20 protein-coding genes are annotated in these 16,646 nt (G+C 37.8%); 12 read left to right on the top strand and 8 right to left on the bottom strand.

The genetic code is table 11. The features are described from left to right. Positions 1–29: 29 nt before the first annotated feature. The gene (locus ABE954_RS11400) at positions 30–551 is read left to right on the top strand and encodes a GNAT family N-acetyltransferase (RefSeq protein WP_042843786.1); all 522 of its coding nucleotides are present in this window, start codon (positions 30–32) and stop codon (positions 549–551) included. 21 nt (positions 552–572) lie between these two features. Further along, positions 573–1,439, top strand: a complete 867-nt coding sequence (locus tag ABE954_RS11405; RefSeq protein WP_042843788.1) for an SDR family oxidoreductase — start codon at positions 573–575, stop codon at positions 1,437–1,439. A 197-nt stretch (positions 1,440–1,636) separates the two neighbouring features. On the opposite strand, the gene yqfB is transcribed toward ABE954_RS11405, so the two are convergent. Beyond that, positions 1,637–1,960 (bottom strand): N(4)-acetylcytidine aminohydrolase, encoded by a 324-nt coding sequence (gene yqfB / locus ABE954_RS11410; RefSeq protein ID WP_042843790.1) that lies wholly within the window; start codon positions 1,958–1,960, stop codon positions 1,637–1,639. A gap of 177 nt (positions 1,961–2,137) precedes the next feature. Between yqfB and ABE954_RS11415 the strand changes: the two genes are divergently transcribed. Continuing rightward, positions 2,138–2,920 (top strand): GNAT family N-acetyltransferase, encoded by a 783-nt coding sequence (locus ABE954_RS11415; protein ID WP_071548082.1) that lies wholly within the window; start codon positions 2,138–2,140, stop codon positions 2,918–2,920. 53 nt (positions 2,921–2,973) lie between these two features. On the opposite strand, the gene ABE954_RS11420 is transcribed toward ABE954_RS11415, so the two are convergent. Next, positions 2,974–3,894 carry a S9 family peptidase gene (locus ABE954_RS11420; protein WP_166686525.1) on the bottom strand — a complete coding sequence of 307 codons (921 nt, stop codon included), beginning with the start codon at positions 3,892–3,894 and terminating at the stop codon, positions 2,974–2,976. A gap of 470 nt (positions 3,895–4,364) precedes the next feature. Here ABE954_RS11420 and ABE954_RS11425 point away from each other — a divergent pair, with 470 nt between their 5' ends. After that, positions 4,365–5,525 carry an MFS transporter gene (locus ABE954_RS11425; protein WP_048607195.1) on the top strand — a complete coding sequence of 387 codons (1,161 nt, stop codon included), beginning with the start codon at positions 4,365–4,367 and terminating at the stop codon, positions 5,523–5,525. Between the two features lie 54 nt (positions 5,526–5,579). Here the strand turns inward: ABE954_RS11425 and ABE954_RS11430 are convergent, their stop codons facing one another. Next, a complete protein-coding gene (locus ABE954_RS11430; protein ID WP_042843793.1) occupies positions 5,580–6,407 on the bottom strand; it encodes a PhzF family phenazine biosynthesis protein in 828 nt (275 codons plus the stop codon). A gap of 152 nt (positions 6,408–6,559) precedes the next feature. Between ABE954_RS11430 and ABE954_RS11435 the strand changes: the two genes are divergently transcribed. Genes ABE954_RS11435 through ABE954_RS11450 form a run of 4 tightly spaced genes read left to right on the top strand, consistent with a single transcriptional unit; the run spans position 6,560 to position 9,449 of the window. After that, complete coding sequence (locus ABE954_RS11435) at positions 6,560–7,660, top strand: FAD-binding oxidoreductase (RefSeq protein WP_048607193.1); 1,101 nt, start codon at positions 6,560–6,562, stop codon at positions 7,658–7,660. A 3-nt stretch (positions 7,661–7,663) separates the two neighbouring features. Continuing rightward, positions 7,664–8,437, top strand: a complete 774-nt coding sequence (locus ABE954_RS11440) for a GNAT family N-acetyltransferase (RefSeq protein WP_042843795.1) — start codon at positions 7,664–7,666, stop codon at positions 8,435–8,437. Then, positions 8,421–8,894 carry a GNAT family N-acetyltransferase gene (locus ABE954_RS11445; protein WP_048607191.1) on the top strand — a complete coding sequence of 158 codons (474 nt, stop codon included), beginning with the start codon at positions 8,421–8,423 and terminating at the stop codon, positions 8,892–8,894. Before ABE954_RS11440 ends, ABE954_RS11445 begins: the two co-directional genes overlap by 17 nt. A 12-nt stretch (positions 8,895–8,906) precedes the next feature. Beyond that, entirely contained in the window at positions 8,907–9,449 is a 543-nt protein-coding gene (locus tag ABE954_RS11450) for an AAA family ATPase (RefSeq protein ID WP_042843796.1), read from the top strand. An 80-nt stretch (positions 9,450–9,529) separates the two neighbouring features. On the opposite strand, the gene ddlA is transcribed toward ABE954_RS11450, so the two are convergent. Then, positions 9,530–10,633: a D-alanine--D-alanine ligase gene (ddlA, locus tag ABE954_RS11455; protein ID WP_042843797.1), complete on the bottom strand. Its 1,104-nt coding sequence runs from the start codon at positions 10,631–10,633 to the stop codon at positions 9,530–9,532. 138 nt (positions 10,634–10,771) lie between these two features. Beyond that, positions 10,772–11,650 carry a LysR substrate-binding domain-containing protein gene (locus ABE954_RS11460; protein ID WP_166686524.1) on the bottom strand — a complete coding sequence of 293 codons (879 nt, stop codon included), beginning with the start codon at positions 11,648–11,650 and terminating at the stop codon, positions 10,772–10,774. 148 nt (positions 11,651–11,798) lie between these two features. Between ABE954_RS11460 and ABE954_RS11465 the strand changes: the two genes are divergently transcribed. After that, positions 11,799–12,413, top strand: coding sequence for a LysE family translocator (locus ABE954_RS11465; protein ID WP_071548077.1), 615 nt, complete (start codon positions 11,799–11,801; stop codon positions 12,411–12,413). Positions 12,414–12,432: 19 nt separating this feature from the next. Here the strand turns inward: ABE954_RS11465 and ABE954_RS11470 are convergent, their stop codons facing one another. Together ABE954_RS11470 and ABE954_RS11475 are read right to left on the bottom strand one after the other, a co-directional pair. Further along, positions 12,433–12,897 (bottom strand): NUDIX hydrolase, encoded by a 465-nt coding sequence (locus tag ABE954_RS11470; RefSeq protein ID WP_042843800.1) that lies wholly within the window; start codon positions 12,895–12,897, stop codon positions 12,433–12,435. Positions 12,898–12,920: 23 nt separating this feature from the next. Further along, positions 12,921–13,307, bottom strand: a complete 387-nt coding sequence (locus ABE954_RS11475; RefSeq protein WP_048607185.1) for a cytidine deaminase — start codon at positions 13,305–13,307, stop codon at positions 12,921–12,923. 418 nt (positions 13,308–13,725) lie between these two features. Between ABE954_RS11475 and ABE954_RS11480 the strand changes: the two genes are divergently transcribed. Next, positions 13,726–14,184, top strand: a complete 459-nt coding sequence (locus ABE954_RS11480; RefSeq protein WP_042843802.1) for a GNAT family N-acetyltransferase — start codon at positions 13,726–13,728, stop codon at positions 14,182–14,184. Between the two features lie 59 nt (positions 14,185–14,243). Here the strand turns inward: ABE954_RS11480 and leuE are convergent, their stop codons facing one another. Then, positions 14,244–14,885, bottom strand: coding sequence for a leucine efflux protein LeuE (leuE, locus tag ABE954_RS11485; RefSeq protein ID WP_048607183.1), 642 nt, complete (start codon positions 14,883–14,885; stop codon positions 14,244–14,246). A gap of 686 nt (positions 14,886–15,571) precedes the next feature. Between leuE and ABE954_RS11490 the strand changes: the two genes are divergently transcribed. Both ABE954_RS11490 and ABE954_RS11495 read left to right on the top strand, forming a co-directional pair. Beyond that, positions 15,572–16,273: an AzlC family ABC transporter permease gene (locus ABE954_RS11490; RefSeq protein WP_048607181.1), complete on the top strand. Its 702-nt coding sequence runs from the start codon at positions 15,572–15,574 to the stop codon at positions 16,271–16,273. Then, positions 16,270–16,584 (top strand): AzlD domain-containing protein, encoded by a 315-nt coding sequence (locus tag ABE954_RS11495; RefSeq protein WP_042843806.1) that lies wholly within the window; start codon positions 16,270–16,272, stop codon positions 16,582–16,584. The genes ABE954_RS11490 and ABE954_RS11495 overlap by 4 nt, the downstream gene beginning before the upstream one ends. The last annotated feature ends 62 nt before the right edge of the window (positions 16,585–16,646 follow it).

Genomic DNA, 16,646 nt, shown 5'->3' on the forward strand with positions numbered 1-16,646 from the left:
AAACTGATGATATACAGGAGATAATATTTATGACTCAAGTTTCTATTACACTGAGAAAAGCCACTGAACAAGATGCATCAATACTTAGTGATATAGGTATCAACAGCTATTGCCACCATTTTGCTGCTTTATGGAATAATCAAGATGAGCTATTAGATTATTTAGACCAAGAATATAGCCCAGTTAAAATTATTAATGATATCAACCAACAAAATATTGAATGGTACCTAATAGAACATAGTTCTCCAATCGGGTTAGTTAAGTTAACTCACCAATCTTCCATACCTGAATCCTCAATAACTGGAACATTACTCAACAAACTCTATTTCTCACCCGACGTCACAGGTAAAGGTTATGGAATGATCGTTTTCAGATTAATTGAAAATATTGCCAAACAATCTGGCAGCACAGCATTATGGTTAGATGTTTTGGCTAGCAACGCGAGAGCCATCAAACTTTATCAGTCAAATGGATTACACATCCTGAAGGAAGTGTTATTCAAAAGTAAAACTCAGCAAACACTTGAATATATTATGAGTAAAACACTTTAATTTATTTAATCAGGAATATTTATGAAAAATACTATCCTCATCACCGGTGCTACGGGTCAAGTCGGTAGTTATTTGACCCAGTCATTACATGAAAAAGGATACCAAGATGTCGTTTTAGCTATTAGGGTTCCAAACAAAATAACTAACACCAGCTATCGTACCGTTGTCATGGATTACGATAAGCCTGAAACCATTGAAAATGCTTTGCAGGGTATTGATTCTGTTTTCATGATGACTGGCTATACCATTGATATGCTTGTACAAAGTAAAATTTTTATTGATACGGCAAAAAAATCAGGGGTTAAATATATCGTTCATTTAGGTGCTTGTGGCGATGATAATGCGCAAGTTGCTCATTGGGCTTGGCATCAGTTAATCGAGCGTTATATTGAATGGTCTGGAATGCAATATACTCATCTTCGCCCTGAATCTTATATGCAAAATCTATTAGGATACCAAGGGGATAATAACTTACAAAAAGGGATATTACGTTCTTATTTTGGCCATGCTGTATTAAGTTGGGTTGATTGCGCAGATGTTGCCGAATTAGCTGCACATTGTTTACTTGCTCCTGAAAAACATACTGGTCATATTTATCGTCTTGGTTACGAAAATAAAAATTACACTCAGATTGCTGAACTCATTACAGAACAATTAGGTATAACTTTTCAGTATCAAGCAGAAAACCCAGATGAATTTTGGCAACATGCCCTAAATAACAATCTAGAGCTTGCCTATATGAAAAGTATCTATGACCATTATGTAGATTTTACAAATGGTAAGTTAGATCGCACAGGTATTGTTTTTGATAATTTTCAAACCATCACTGGTAAGCCCCCAACCTCATTAAAGCAGTTTATTTTAAAACACCAAAGATACTTTATATGAGCCTCACCCAGCTCACTATGTAATAGTGGGCTAACATTTATTAGTGAACATTTTACCTATAACGATGCCCTTCCTCCAGCTAACAGAGGCAGCAGAAATCACAAAAATTTCTTTTGCAAATGGCCTATGGTATTCGCTACAACCAAAAGAGGCTTTTGATTAAAATAGTAAGCAACTCTAACTCATAATTAATAACTCTATTTTATTAGCCTATAACTAATAACATACAAAGATTGCTCTGTTGGGTAAATTTCTCTAATCAGTTTTTTCAATGTATCTAATGTCATCGCTTCTTGCTGAGCATGGTATTCAGAAATATCATCGTAAGAGATAGGCTGTACCGAAAGAATTTCAATATCCGTATAGTATTTATTTGTTTCTAATGCATATACTTTAACAAAACTACCTGGCACATAATGGCTTTCGCTTTTATCACGAATAGTGATAACTTTTTCTCCTGATACGACTAATGGCAGTAAACGTTCAAAAAACGTGATGGTCTCTGGTGCTGCACTCTTCATATTATTCTCCTTATATTGTCAGTGAAATACCTTATCATAAAAACCAATTTTTAAATCCATCAGTAAATGCAATGGTTCCAATCGTGCTGTCAGAGGCTCAAGCACTATAGCGATTGAATTGTATTATATACAATGTAACCCAAAAGCAACTAGCCGTAATAAATCACAGGGTCTACAATGAATAACAAAGAAGGTTTATTTTACCAACAAGAAAATCATTTTTGGTCAGCAATTTGCTTAGAAACCGCTCATATTGACGACCATGTCATCGCTTATTTTTCTGAGCTTCCTCTGCCTGTTTTTAATTTTATTTATTTACATAAAGACGCAACTATTACAGGCTTTGAAAATGCACGACATTTATTTAAGCAACGCTCTAAGCCTTATGTACTAGTCGTTCATGAACAAGCACTTCATCAAGTCAAATCTGAAATTGCCAAATTAAGTTTAATTGCTGATGGTGAATCAACGGCCATGTTTCTTCCTCAAGCATCATTATCTCAATATTCTATAGCACTACCGCTTGCCGCAGATTACCGAATTGAAACCTGTAATGAACAATTAACTAATTGGGCACAACCTTTAATTACAGCTTTCCCAATTGAAGCTGAAGGAGAGGAAAACGATTCAACCGTCATTAACGAATACATTCGTTATCACCAAAGAGCTATGGATAAAAATACAAATATGATGCATTTCGTCTTATTTGATAAGCAACAACCCGTTTCTACTCTAACCTTAACTATAAATGAAAAAACTGCTCGCCTTGATGATATTGGAACTGATGTTCAATACCAAGGCAAAGGGCTAGCGACTCAATTAATTAAACATGCTCTTTTCTTCTGTCATCAGCAAGGTATAGAGCAATGTGTACTCGAAGCATCATCAGATGGGCTATCTATTTATAAGAAATTAGGTTTCGAACCTATATTCAATTACTACAGTTTTATTGCTGAGTAATCTAATAGTTACACTTTAAAAATTAAGGTGTAACTATTCATCATAGGAAAAGATTAGTTATTGATTGTTTGGTACCAACTCTGAATATCCCTAATAATTTCCTTGGTATGTAATTGCCCTTTATTATCTTGGAAAAAATGGTCTAACCCTTGATATTGCTTAAAGCTCACATTGGTATTATGGTTTTTTTGTATCATTTTTTCCGTAGCATAAGCATCAACGTTGGTGTCGGCCATAGTTTGGATAACTAAGTGCGGCGTTTTTATCGATTGAATTAATTTTAAATTATCAATGGTTAACATTTCATACCACCACATGGCTCCATGACCACTCACGAACTGGTCTTTTCTTAATTGCTTTTGTTTGACGGCTTCTGCAAACTGTTTAAAACCCTCAATGGAATTATCGACTTCGTCGGCAGGGGTATTATTCTTAATACTGTATAAAACGTCATTAATAAAAAATTGCCCTCCAACGTTAATAGCGACGGAGGCAGTTATAAAATCTACTTTAGACGCAATCAAATTAGTGACTGTTGCCCCCTCGCTCCCTCCTAATAAAATAATATTCCGGTAATCATTTTTTAGCTGCTGTAACACCGCAATATAATTATCCGCCCTTTCTAAAGGGGAATCTTGGGACATATATTCAACGGGGCAATTTTCTTCCGAAACTGGGTTTCCATCAATACCAACTTGCCGAGTCAAGCCTGTTTTTTCAACTAATAAAATATCATTCTTAGGGAATGCGATAGCAAAATTTTTTACCATATTAGGGTTGTTTGTCACGCTTATGCAATCAGACCCTTGCAATAATACTAACAAATCATTTGAGTTTAGTGCTTGTTGCTTAATAACGTAATAATCAACTTTTTTTCCTTCATGGAGTAAAGTTTGCATTTGCCAGTTATCTCCCTGTGCAAATGCATTTAAGCTGTAAATAGAAAACAAGAAAGCAACAATTTTTAGCTTCATAATATGCCCAAATAAATTTTAGTCAGGTGATTATATTAAACCATCCTGTAAATTAGGTGCTAAAAATGCCTTAATAAAGATATGAATTTAGAAAAAATGATAAATAACAATAAAAGTCTAGCCACTGATTAAGCAAGCTATCTTCTATCCAGAGTTCCCAAAATAGTTTTTCCCGCCTAATTATTGTTCATACTGACCTAACTAGTCTTATTGACTCATAATACCTGAGAATATTATTCAGTGATGACACTAACCACAAAAAAATTTATTTTTGCGTTAAATTCGCACTAGAACCTTATGATATTGTTTCATTAGTCCCTATGATTAAACCTACTGATGTACACTTAAAGGCAAGTACTTTGATGGCAAAAGAGCCATTATTGTCTTTGATTGCTCTATTCTCCACGAGCAAATTCTCGCTATTTTAAATAATGGTTAATTTTATTTATCTTATTGTAAAGTAATTAAAAATGCACTCTACCCAACAATTAAACGTTAATATTCACGCTGCGCCAGCCAAAAAAGAACAAGTTTCTACACGAATTATCTTTTTTATTGCAGGTTTTGTAACCGCTGCGTGGGCCGCTATAGTGCCTTATATTAAGATTAACACGGCAGCAAATGATGCCACCCTTGGTATGTTACTGCTCTGCTTTGGGGGTGGTGCTCTCGTTGCCATGCCAATGACTGGCGCTCTGGCTGCAAAATATGGTTGTCGGCGATTAATGGTTTTTTCAACAATTGCATTTTGTTTACTCTTCCCTATTTTATCTTTCATATCGCAAATTAATTTGTTAGTAATCGGCTTATTACTGTTTGGTATTTTTATCGGTTTAACAGATTGTGCCATGAATGTACAAGCCGTGATCGTCGAAAAATCATCCGATAAACCCATCATGTCAGGATTTCATGGGTTTTATAGTATTGGTGGTATTGCGGGGGCCGGTACGATGAGCCTAATATTACTCCTCGGCGCTTCAGCAGTGCTTGCATCAGTTATTATCTCTGTAATTGCATTCATTTTACTCATGGTTTGCTATAACGGTCTGCTCCCTTATGCCAATGCGCCGTCAGGGCCACTCATTGCGGTCCCTAAAGGGATTGTGCTCATCATCGGGATTGTTTGCTTTGCCGTTTTTCTTTCTGAAGGTGCAGTATTAGACTGGGGAGCCGTGTTTCTTATTGAGCATCACGGTTTAAAAGAAACCCTAGGGGGACTTGGTTTTGCAGCCTTCGCAACCATGATGACTATTGGCCGGTTATTCGGCGACAAGATTGTTATGCGAGTAGGTTCTGCACGTGTGGTTTTTTTAGGGGCTTTGATTGCTTGCTCTGGTTTTGTTATTGCCGTTTTATCACCGTCTTTAACATTGGCGATCATCGGCTTTGCTTTAGTCGGTGCTGGTTCATCCAATATTGTTCCTGTCATGTTTTCCGCTGCTGGGAAACAAAAAACTATGCCTGAATCACTAGCTGTCCCGGCAATTTCAACCTTAGGTTATTTAGGTATTCTTGCAGGCCCTGCCGCAATCGGTTTTGTTGCCTTTCATCTATCATTAGCCACCTCATTACTGATGATCTCTGCATTACTTATTATTATCGCTTTCGTGACACGTTTTATTCGCGTGTAATCGATTTAACATCATAAGGTGATTGACCAAAGTCAGTCACCTTATGATGCATTCTTAATCCAGTTCTACTGTCCCGCTAATACAGTTAACAACATCACCGGCAACCCAGATCCCTTCATCATCAGCGGTTACATAAATTAACCCATTGCGCCCAATGCACTGACCTTGACCAGCAGTATATTGTTGCGGTAATTTCCCCTGAGGGATTAACCACTGTGCAGCCACCGCATTAAAACTTCCCGTCACAGGGTCTTCTTCGGCAATGGAACAACAAAATGCCCTAACCTCTAATTGTTTATCATGACCTTCAGGGCAAATGGCACATAATCCAATGTCATATCCCTTTAATTGGGAATAGTCAGGTTCAATGTGCAATAGTTTTTCAACAGATTTAAGTTCAATACCAAGCCAACCAGGGCCATTATCGAGCCACTTGCAGCCAACGACATCATCATCTGTAAGCCCAAGTGCTTTAAAAATTTTATTTTTTTCTTGTTGTTCTATTTCACCACCACGAATTAGTGGTGGCGCCATAAATGCCAGCTTACCATTTATTCGTTTTATTGTTACTAAGCCCACTCCGCACTCTTGGACTATGGTGTCTAGCGGTCGACCATAAGTTTGCTGCCATACAAAACAACTGCCTAAAGTTGGGTGCCCAGCAAAAGGGAGTTCACCTTCCGTGGTATAAATCCTCACACGGTAATCCGCTTTAGGTGTTGTTGGTTTTAATAAAAAGACGGTTTCACTTAAGTTAGTCCATTTTGCAAATTTATTCATTTGCTCTTCTGTTAAATCGTCAGCCCCTACAACAACAGCCAAAGCATTGCCATCCATTTTTTTAGATGAAAAAACCGTTACTTGCTCAAAAATGTACTTCATTTACTTTCCCTATTTTACTTCTATGCTGCATCAATGTTCGAATAATAATGCGCCATTAATGAATTAATCGGATATAATTAAAATAATAGCTTATTAATTGTTGCCTTAACTTTATAGTAGTTTTCATTATATGGCGACTGTCTGGGTAATTTATGCATTCTGAACATAAAAAAACTATTGTTATCGTTGGTGCAGGCATTGTCGGAGTGACACTCGCATGGTATTTATCAAAAGAGAGTGATAGCAAAATTATTTTGCTAGATAAAGGCCATGTTGCTCAAGGGGTAACACAGCACTCTTTCGCATGGTTGAATGTTTCATATGGGCGACCAGATGGTTATAGCCAGCTTCGTCAGCAAGCTTTAGCGAGTTGGCATCAGTTGGAAAAATTAACCCATGGTGAGATAAAAATTAATTGGTCTGGTGCTATCAGTTGGCACAAGACTGATAAAGAAACCCAAGAATTCATCAATAGCCACCAATCTCAAGGTTTTAACATCCAAGCGTTAAACCGTATTGAGTTGCAAGCGATGGAACCTAACTTAAAAATCTCACCTGCTATTACTGCTTTTTGCCCTGATGAAGGTAGCATTGACCCTGTCAATACCACACAAACCTTGTTAAAACTTGCTATTAAACAAGGTGTAACATACTTACCTGAGCACGAAGTATTATCCTTAAATGTTAGTGATAAACGTATTTTAGGAGTCAAGACTAGCGAGGGTAATTTCATCGCAGATCAAACCGTCGTCACTGCGGGAGTTGGAGCAACTGGTATCATTAATTCATTAGGAATAACGCTGCCAGTTTCAGCATCTCCTTCAATTATTGTCCATTTTACGAAACAAGATACCGTCAAAATGGTTCAACATATCATTTCAACACCCGCAATGGAGCTTCGCCCAGAGACTTCTGGTAAAATTGTTTGCGCTGAAGATTATATTGATGAGCAGCCTATACATAGTGCAGTCAATATCGCACAAAATGCCCTTACAACAATCAAGAATTCATTTATAGGTAGTAATACACTAACTCTTGATAACACTTTCATAGGAATGAGACCTATGCCTAAAGATCAGATGCCAATTGTTGGAAATGTTGCTGATTTTGAAGGTTTATATATTATCAGTATGCACGCAGCAATTACATTAGCGCCTTTGATATGCCAGTTAGCTCAAAGTGAAATATTACATGGTGTAAAACACGCTGCTTTAGGCCCATATCGATTAACTCGTTTTGCATCAGGTAACTGACAAATGAATATTCCGCTTTATTACTTAAGACACTACCAATCGATCGAAAAAACGTTTTGGACTTCAATTTGTGAACATAGCATTCAAATAGCACAGCATACCATTTGCTACTTGACGCCCTTAAACTCCCCTGCGTTTAATTTCATTTATCTGCAACCTGATTCCACCAGCCATGCATTTATGCAGGCACATAACTTATTTATATCACAAAGAAAAAACCACACATTAGTTATCCCTGAAGAAATGTTGCCACAAATTGTGCAACAGGCTGAATCATTAAACTACAAACGTGACAGTGTCACAACCGCTATGGCGTTGACCCTTGCAAAACAGAATGAGGTCACTCTGCCCAATAACCAAGTTGATATCGTACTGGCTAATCATGACTTATCGCTCTGGGCCGCTCCTCTCGTGGCTGCATTTTATTTATCTGAAGAACACGATGAAGTCATTAAAGAGTATGTTCGTTACCATGAAGATGCATTACAGCAAGGTGCGCCACAATTTCACCTCGTATTGCTCGTCAATGGTGAGCCAGCGACTTCAATGACAGTGACCATAGAAGGTACCCTTGCTCGTTTCGATGATATCGGTACTGAGCCGAAGCACCAAGGCCATGGGTATGCTTCACAACTTATTGATTACGCCTTAGCATTTTGCCGCCAGCAAGGTGTCGAACATTGCTTCCTTGATGCCTCAGAAGCAGGGTTTGACCTGTATAAAAAATTCGGTTTTGAGCCCTTGTTCCGCTATATTAACTATGTCTGGTGTAAATAGTTCACGTCATTGGCGTTATTTGCACGACCTCCCTGAGCTGGAACCATTGCTTGTACAGTGGTTCCTTCAAGAGTGGCCCTCCCATTATGGTCCTCTAGGTAAAGGTGATGTTTGGCAAGATATTGCTTCCTATCGCCATCGTGAAGGGGTCGGTATGGGGATCATCGCCTTTGAACATGATATACCTTGTGGTTTTATTGCATTGAAAAGTGATACTTTTTTTTCTGATAACACCGCATTTCCATGGGTTGGTGCTGCCTTTGTTATCCCCAGAAAACGAAATCAGGGTATCGGGAAGTTTTTGTTTGAACAACTTGAATGGGTTATTGATAAACAGCAATACCCTCATATTTTTTGTGCAACCACAGTGGCTGATAACTTACTTATTCGCTGTGGATGGCAATTAAATTTATCATTAAGTCAGCCTTCTCTACGTATTTACCACAAATATATCTGACAGTTACATTGCATGAAAATTAATATCATTGGTACCAGTGGCAGCGGTAAAACGACTCTTTGCCAACAACTTGCATCGCTATTAAACGTGCCTTCAATCGAATTGGATAGCCTATATTGGCTGGAAAATTGGCAAGGTTCTTCGGATGAAGCGCTTAACCAGAAACTAAGCGCAGCCTTGAATGAATCCGTATCAGGCTGGGTGCTCGATGGAAACTATACACGGACTCAACCCATTAAATGGAAAGAGGTTGATATGGTGGTTTGGCTGGATTACTCATTACCTCGAACCCTTTATCAGTCTATTATACGCACGTTATCACGTATTCGTTCAGGGCAAGAACTGTGGGAAAATACAGGTAATAAAGAAAGCTGGAAGAACGCCTTTTTCAGCCGTGATTCGATTATTTTATGGCAGCTAAAAACATACTACCCAAATAAAAGAAGAAACCTAAAACATATGGCTAATATCAATTTGCGCCATATTCAGTTTGTTCGGCTGACTTCGCCAAAGGAGACCCGCCTATTTTTTGAACATATAAAGTCGCAAATTTAGGAGAGATTAATAGGTTAACGCTGGTAGTCTGGGATCACCTCAGTAGCCATAAAGACTACCGAGGTAGTATAAATCAACGATTAAATTTCATCACATGCTGTTTTCAGCATCGCCGTTTGTTGGAACTTTTCAATGCCTAACTCAATCAAACGACTAATTAATTGCTGATATGTCATACCGCCTTGTTGCCATAGCTTAGGATACATACTGATATTCGTAAAGCCTGGCAATGTATTGATTTCATTAATAACTACATCATTATTTTCTGTTAAGAAAACATCAACACGCGACATACCGCTACAATTTAATGCCCTGTATGCCGATAACGCAATCTCACGAATTTTATCACTAACGGCTTCATCTAGCTGAGCTGGAGCAACCACAGAAGCACCATTTTCATCAATATACTTAGTGTGATACGCATAGAAGCTATCATGTAAAACAATCTCACCGCATGGGCTTGCTAGTGGGTTTTCATTGCCTAACACTGCACATTCAATTTCGCGGCCTTTTACTGCGCTTTCAATTAACACTTTAGTATCGAATAAAAATGCAAAATCGAGGGCTTGGTTAAATTCAGCTAGATTACTGACTTTATTAATACCCACTGAAGAGCCTTGATTAGCGGGTTTAATAAACAGAGGTAGGCTTAACTGAGCCACTATTTCATCATAGTTAACTGTGGTGCGCTCACTGTTTAAAACGGTAACAAAGGGTGCAATTTTTAAACCCGCATCTCTTAGTAACCTTTTCGTTACGTCTTTATCCATACAAGCCGAAGAACCTAATACTCCAGGCCCAACAAAGGGTAAATTAGCCATACGTAAAAGGCCTTGTAAAGACCCATCCTCACCTAAATTACCATGGACAATTGGAAATATAACATCGATTTGAGGGAGCGGCTTTGCGTCTTCTAAAGAAATAAATTGTTCGGAAGTCTTGCCTGGAACAATCGCAATACTACGCTTTGGTGTATTTAATGTAATACGAGATGGGTCATCACCATGCAATAAGAAATCGGCTTCGTTATATTCATGCCATTGCCCTTCTTTATTAATACCTAAAAGGCATACATCAAACCTATTGCGATCTAGCCCATTGATAATATTTTTAGCGGACTGTAAAGAAACTTCATGCTCCGTTGACTTACCACCGAAAATAACACCTACCCGTATTTTGCTCATTATCTGCTCCAACATAAGACATAAAACCCAGCAGAGAAATATAGCACGCACGGAAATAGTTATGTCATAAAATCTTTATATGACAGGGGGGTTCGGTGAATTAATAACCAAAATATCCTTTTTTGATAGTTAACTATATTAATTTATGATTGTTTTAATACTTGTATTCACTTGGTCGATTAACCACTGGGTAAAAATATCTGCTGCACTCTTAGGCTTGATGGGTTTTACCGACAATAAATAATACGCTGAGCTATCTTGCATAAACCCATCTGGAGCACAAAGTTGCTTCGATTTAACTTCATCAGCAACCATCAAAAATGATGCCAATGCGACACCTTGCCCTGCTAATGCGGCTTGAATACATAGATAAAAATGTTCATAAGTGATTACCTTATTCCCTTGAAAAGATACCCCTTTCATTTTCTGCCAAGTTTGCCATGCATTTGGCCGCGACGCTGTTGATAACAATGTCGCGTCGCCAATTCCCCCTGCAAAATCTATTTCGGGCCTAATAACCACCCCCATATGTTCAGAGCACACTTTTACCGCACTAATGTGCATATCCCATGTGAAATCATTTCGTCTAAGCGCTAAATCAACATTGGTTTTAGTAAAATCAATAGGCCCTCCAGCGGCAACCAAGTGCACCGTAATATCTGGATAATGTTGATAGAAATCAGTCAACCGAGGAATTAACCACTTCATCGCAATCGTCGGCTCACAAGATAAACTTACCACATTAGAGGTGTTATTTGCGGTGATTTTTTCGACACTTTCTCGCAATTGCTCAAATATAGAAGTGGTTGTTTGTAGTAATAATGCCCCTTCTGCAGTTAAAAAAACAGCTCGGTTTCTGCGCTCAAATAGCTCGACATTAAGGTGTTCTTCCAATAAACGAATTTGCCGGCTAATTGCGCTGTGAGTGACATTTAACTCTTCGGCAGCTTTAACAAAGCTGCCTGCTTTAGCTGCAGCGTCAAAAAAACGTAATGAAGTTAAAGGTGGTAGTTTCATATAGGTAATAAAAACTGACAGATTTATGTCAGGATAAATCGCTTTTTAGTTTTAATCAATCTATTGATAATAAAAAATAATAAGCCAGCTTAGAAAGATAAAACAAAGACTTTTCAGTAAGTTTTTATTACTCATTTAGGGAATTAATATGAATGAAATTATTGCTGTTGCCACTATTACGATTTTGGCCGTTATTAGTCCAGGCCCCGATTTTGCTATGGTGACGCGCAGTAGCTATACCTATGGGGTTAAGACAGGGTTAATTTGTGCGTTAGGGATTGCTATCGGTGTACAAGTACATGTTTTTTACACTATTTTCGGTATTACAGTGATCATTATGAGTTCACCCACTTTATTTTTAGTGGTGAAACTTCTTGGTGTTTTTTATTTGGTTTATATAGGTTTTAAGTCATTTATAAATAAAACAAAGATAACAACAGGTGCTTCCCAAGGTCAGTCGCTATCACATTTTGTCGCGTTTAAAACGGGCTTTTTAACTAATGCGTTAAACCCCAAAACAATGTTTTTTGTTGTTTCTGTCTATAGCCAAGTCATCCAAGTGAATAACTCTGTTTGGTTAAACCTAGGCTACGGGTTATTTATCTCTTTTGCCCATTTAGTCTGGTTTAGTTTAATCGCCCTATTTTTTGCAACCCCAACTGTACGTAATAAAGTACTTAACTACCAACTTGTGATGGATAAGGTTATTGGTCTTTTACTTATCGTGTTAGGGTTATCTTTGTTGTTTTTCAACGTGAGCTAATTTTGCGTTGGCTTGCCAGTCACTGTTGATAATATTCATTGACCATTTTCGCCAACTCAATCACATCCTCAGGAATATTGAGTTTGGCGAGTTGCTCATATGCAACCCATTTGAATGGCGCAATGGGAGGCTGTGCTGGCGACAATAATTCGCACAAATACACCATATCAATATGCCAATGATCCCCTTGCGTTTTATCAGCAATAAATTCTTTTAAAATCGCGAGAGGTAAAGGCAATACTTGTGTCGGAGGAACACCCTTTACCTTTGATTTAAAAGGATAACTACAATCAATAACCTTGCATTCCAACCCCGTTTCTTCAAGAACCTCTCGAAAAACAGCCTGCTGTGGTTCTTCATTCGCTTCAATATGGCCACCGGGGGGTAACCAAAACCCTAATTTACGATGTTCATGTAATAAAAACTCACCTTTATCATTACGGATCATCGCAGTAGCTGTATAGTGCTTCACTTCATTATTCATTTTGTAACCATTCTTTTATTAGATTAACAACGCGCTACCTTCCAGTCATAAGGCATTAACTGTGCTAATGTCACTTGCACATCATCACTCACACCCACAATCGTTTCTTTATTTTTATCCGACAGTTGGGTAAGAAGCTCACGGCATCGTCCACAAGGAGGTACGATACAACCTGATGAGTCAACAGCAACAATAGCTTTAATTACTGACTTACCTTCCTTTAACATATCAGCGACAGCAGCGTGCTCAGCGCAAAAACCCAATGAGCATGCTGAATCAATGCTCACACCACTATAAATTTCACCATCTTCTGTTTCTAATGCAGCTGCTACATGCCCGCTTTCTATATACCCATTAAAGGTTGCGGGCTTTGCATAATTTTTAGCAATTTCTATTAGATGTTTTAGCATAAATAACCCCAGATTTATCTTTTAATTCAACACTATTAAAAACTAATCGAATAAAAACCATCAAGTTTTTCGTGCGTTATTGTAAGCCTAGTCACAACAATATCACTTGCTGTTGTAGGTTAATGATTATTACAACATAGGACGTTATTATCTGTGCTGTTGCGAAAAAATAACCTATAACAGATTTTCGCACTATTGGAGCGACCCAGACTTAATATTTACCCTACATTTGTTACTTCACCAATTAGATGATGGACACGCTATATCGTTGCGAAACCCTAGGTACATACTGGGAATTGCCACATAAAAACGTATAACCATAACAAAAATAAAGTGATAAGTTATATTTATAGGCAAATATTCAGTCTACTAGACGCCCTTTCACCATTACTTATATTATCTGCTCAATAGGGATGCTATGCACTTTATCGTCGTTACACCTCAGGACACACAACTTATTGAACAAATTAGCAGTGCCTTACATCATGAATGGCGGCATTTACCCCCATGGGAAAATATTTCTGCCATTCGTATGCGGCTAATAGAACGCTGTAGTCATGACAACCCGCAAATACTATCTTGTTATGCGGATAAAAATGGCAATCTCCTTGCTACTGCAAGTACTATTTTGCATGAATTAACGGGTGTCCACCAAGCTACTTGGTGGCTAGGCGAAGTGCTCACAGTCCCTGAAGCCCGTGGACATAAAATGGGCAGTAAACTTATTGAAGAATTATATAACTACTATCACAACCTGATAGGCCAAAGCCTTTACTTATACACTCCGGATATGCAGCAACTCTATCGTCGAATGGGCTGGAAAGATGTCGAGGAACGGATAGTGAACCATGAGCAGGTTACAGTGATGAAACGTTAGTCTCCATAAAAATAGCCGATATACCATCGGCTATTAGTAGGTAGTAGGATAATTTATCCCTATGCGGTTAAAGCCAGTTTCACACCAAACATTAGAAACACGGCACCAATACAGCTATTGGAAAATTTGGATAATTTTTTATTGTGTTTCACCATATTAGTCACTGCAACTGCACCAAAAATTAGTAATGATAAATAAATCATACTGCAAGTTTCTAAAATGAGGCCCAGAATGAAAAATGGCACTCCAGCGCTTGGGTAAGCAGGGTCTATAAATTGAATAAAGAACGACACATAAAAAATGATCATTTTGGGGTTAAGTAAACTTAAAAAGACGGCTTTTTTAAATGTCCCTTTAGTGGCAAGGACAATAGAATCAACATCACCCGCCGTGTCTTTTTTATGTAGAACGCTATAGAGTGTTTTAATCCCTAAATAAAATAAATAAGCTGCCCCTGCATATTTTATGACGCTAAAGAATATAGGGGAGGTTTTCACCAATGAAGCGACACCCAAAAATGATAAAAATATGAGTACAGCATCACCAGTAAAAACACCTAACGCTGCTTTATAACCATTTTTTACGCCATATTTTGCACTGCTCGTTAAAACAAATAAAGAATTAGGGCCGGGTACCAGAGTAATAAATATTACACCAATAAGATAAGTCCATAAGTTTGTAATACCGAGATTTTCAAGCATAGTAAACCTGCTAACTCTATAAAAGTTATAACAAAAAATTCACATTCTTTCTTAATGGTTACTATGATACAGATCTTCTGTTTTATATGAAAGATATCACTAATTAATAATTTCAATATGGATTTATTATCTACATATAAACAAAAAACCAGCTTAACCAATGAGTCTCTGGCACACACAACAGAACATAAAACCAGAGCGGTCACCCTATTCAGTAGCGTGCTGAAAATAATTTACCAGCGTGTTTTTATGCTTACATTTCATAATTAATTGGAGTTTTAAACTTTTTATGGCCATCTATTAGCAGTAGTGATTAAGTTTGTATTTCAAGATATAACATAACAGCCTGTATTACATAAAAGTAGCTATGGCGCTAACATCTATTTATTAAACACCCTATATAAATTAGTATTCCAAATGCCATCTTTCTGCTTATTAGTTGTTATTAAAATAATGCTATCAATAAGTCGCTTAATAAAAATAGCTCATAAACGACTCACTTTTGGGAATGCTATGGAAAGTACCCATTACTTTCATTTACAAGGCCTTGGTGGGCTTGAAATGATCAATGGCACGTAATCAGGTGGATATAAAAGAGCAATCTTGTTTTATCCCATTGAGTTATAAGTCTTTAATATAAATTATATTGCTATAATTATTTTTACTCATAATAGGTATATATCTACATGTATTCTCAACAACATCACTCATGGCAAAAAGCAATGATGAACGGCGCTGTTCACACTGCCCCTCTCAACCTTGCCGTTATTCCATGGGGAGTCCTCGCTGGCTCTATGGCTGTCGAAACAGGGCTTGATTTTTGGCAAAGTCTTGCCATGTCAGCCATGGTATTTGCTGGTGCAGCTCAATTAGTTACACTTGGGTTACTTAATTCTGGTGCTGGTTATATCACGATTATTATCTCGGTTTTCTTTATTACTTCTCAACACTTACTATATGGGTTGACACTGCGACCCCAAGTTAAAGACTTTACAACGCCTCAGCGCCTTAGTATCGGCTTCTTACTGACTGATGAGTTATTTGCGATTAGTGCAGCAAAACGCCAGAGTTTAAGTTTTCCTTATCTCTTTGGTGCAGGTTTTAGTTTTTATCTGGTTTGGTTAATTACCAGTCTTTGCGGGATTGCGATGGCCAATATTGTGGGCGATTTGAGTCGATTACATCTTGATTTTTCTGTGGTTGCAACTTTGCTCGCAATCGTCGTTCCATTAACAAGAAAAATAAGTACACTTTGCGGAGTTATCTTTTCACTCGTTGTCGCTATCATACTTTCAATGTACTCCTTCAGTAGTGCTATTGTTATCGCAGGCGTTGGTGGGATGTTTGTCTCTGTCGCAGTTTCACGTTTATTGAAGGAGGAAAAATGATCTGGTTGTTAATTATTAGCTTAACCGCTATTGTTTTTACTCTGCGCTATATTTTTCTAATCCCCCAATTACCAATACGGTTACCCCTTGTCGTTCGTCAAGCTTTGAGCTATTCGGCTCCCTGCTTATTGACCGCTATTTGCGCACCTGTAATTTTGCTAGAAAACCATGAGATTCGCAGCTTCCCAGACAACCCTTACCTTTGGGGTGCTCTCTTTTGTGTGGTCGTAGCTTCAGTGCTTAAAAATATGCTATTAACCGTTGGGCTTACCTTAGTCTTTTTCTATTCCCTTATTTATTTTATGGGCTAGATAACGCTACATGGGGTAAAGCATCGTTCAGTGCTTTGCTTTATCCTGTTATTCCCTCATAA

Source organism: Providencia sp. TYF-12 (assembly GCF_041344805.1).
In the GTDB taxonomy this organism is placed as follows: Bacteria; Pseudomonadota; Gammaproteobacteria; order Enterobacterales; family Enterobacteriaceae; genus Providencia; species Providencia huashanensis.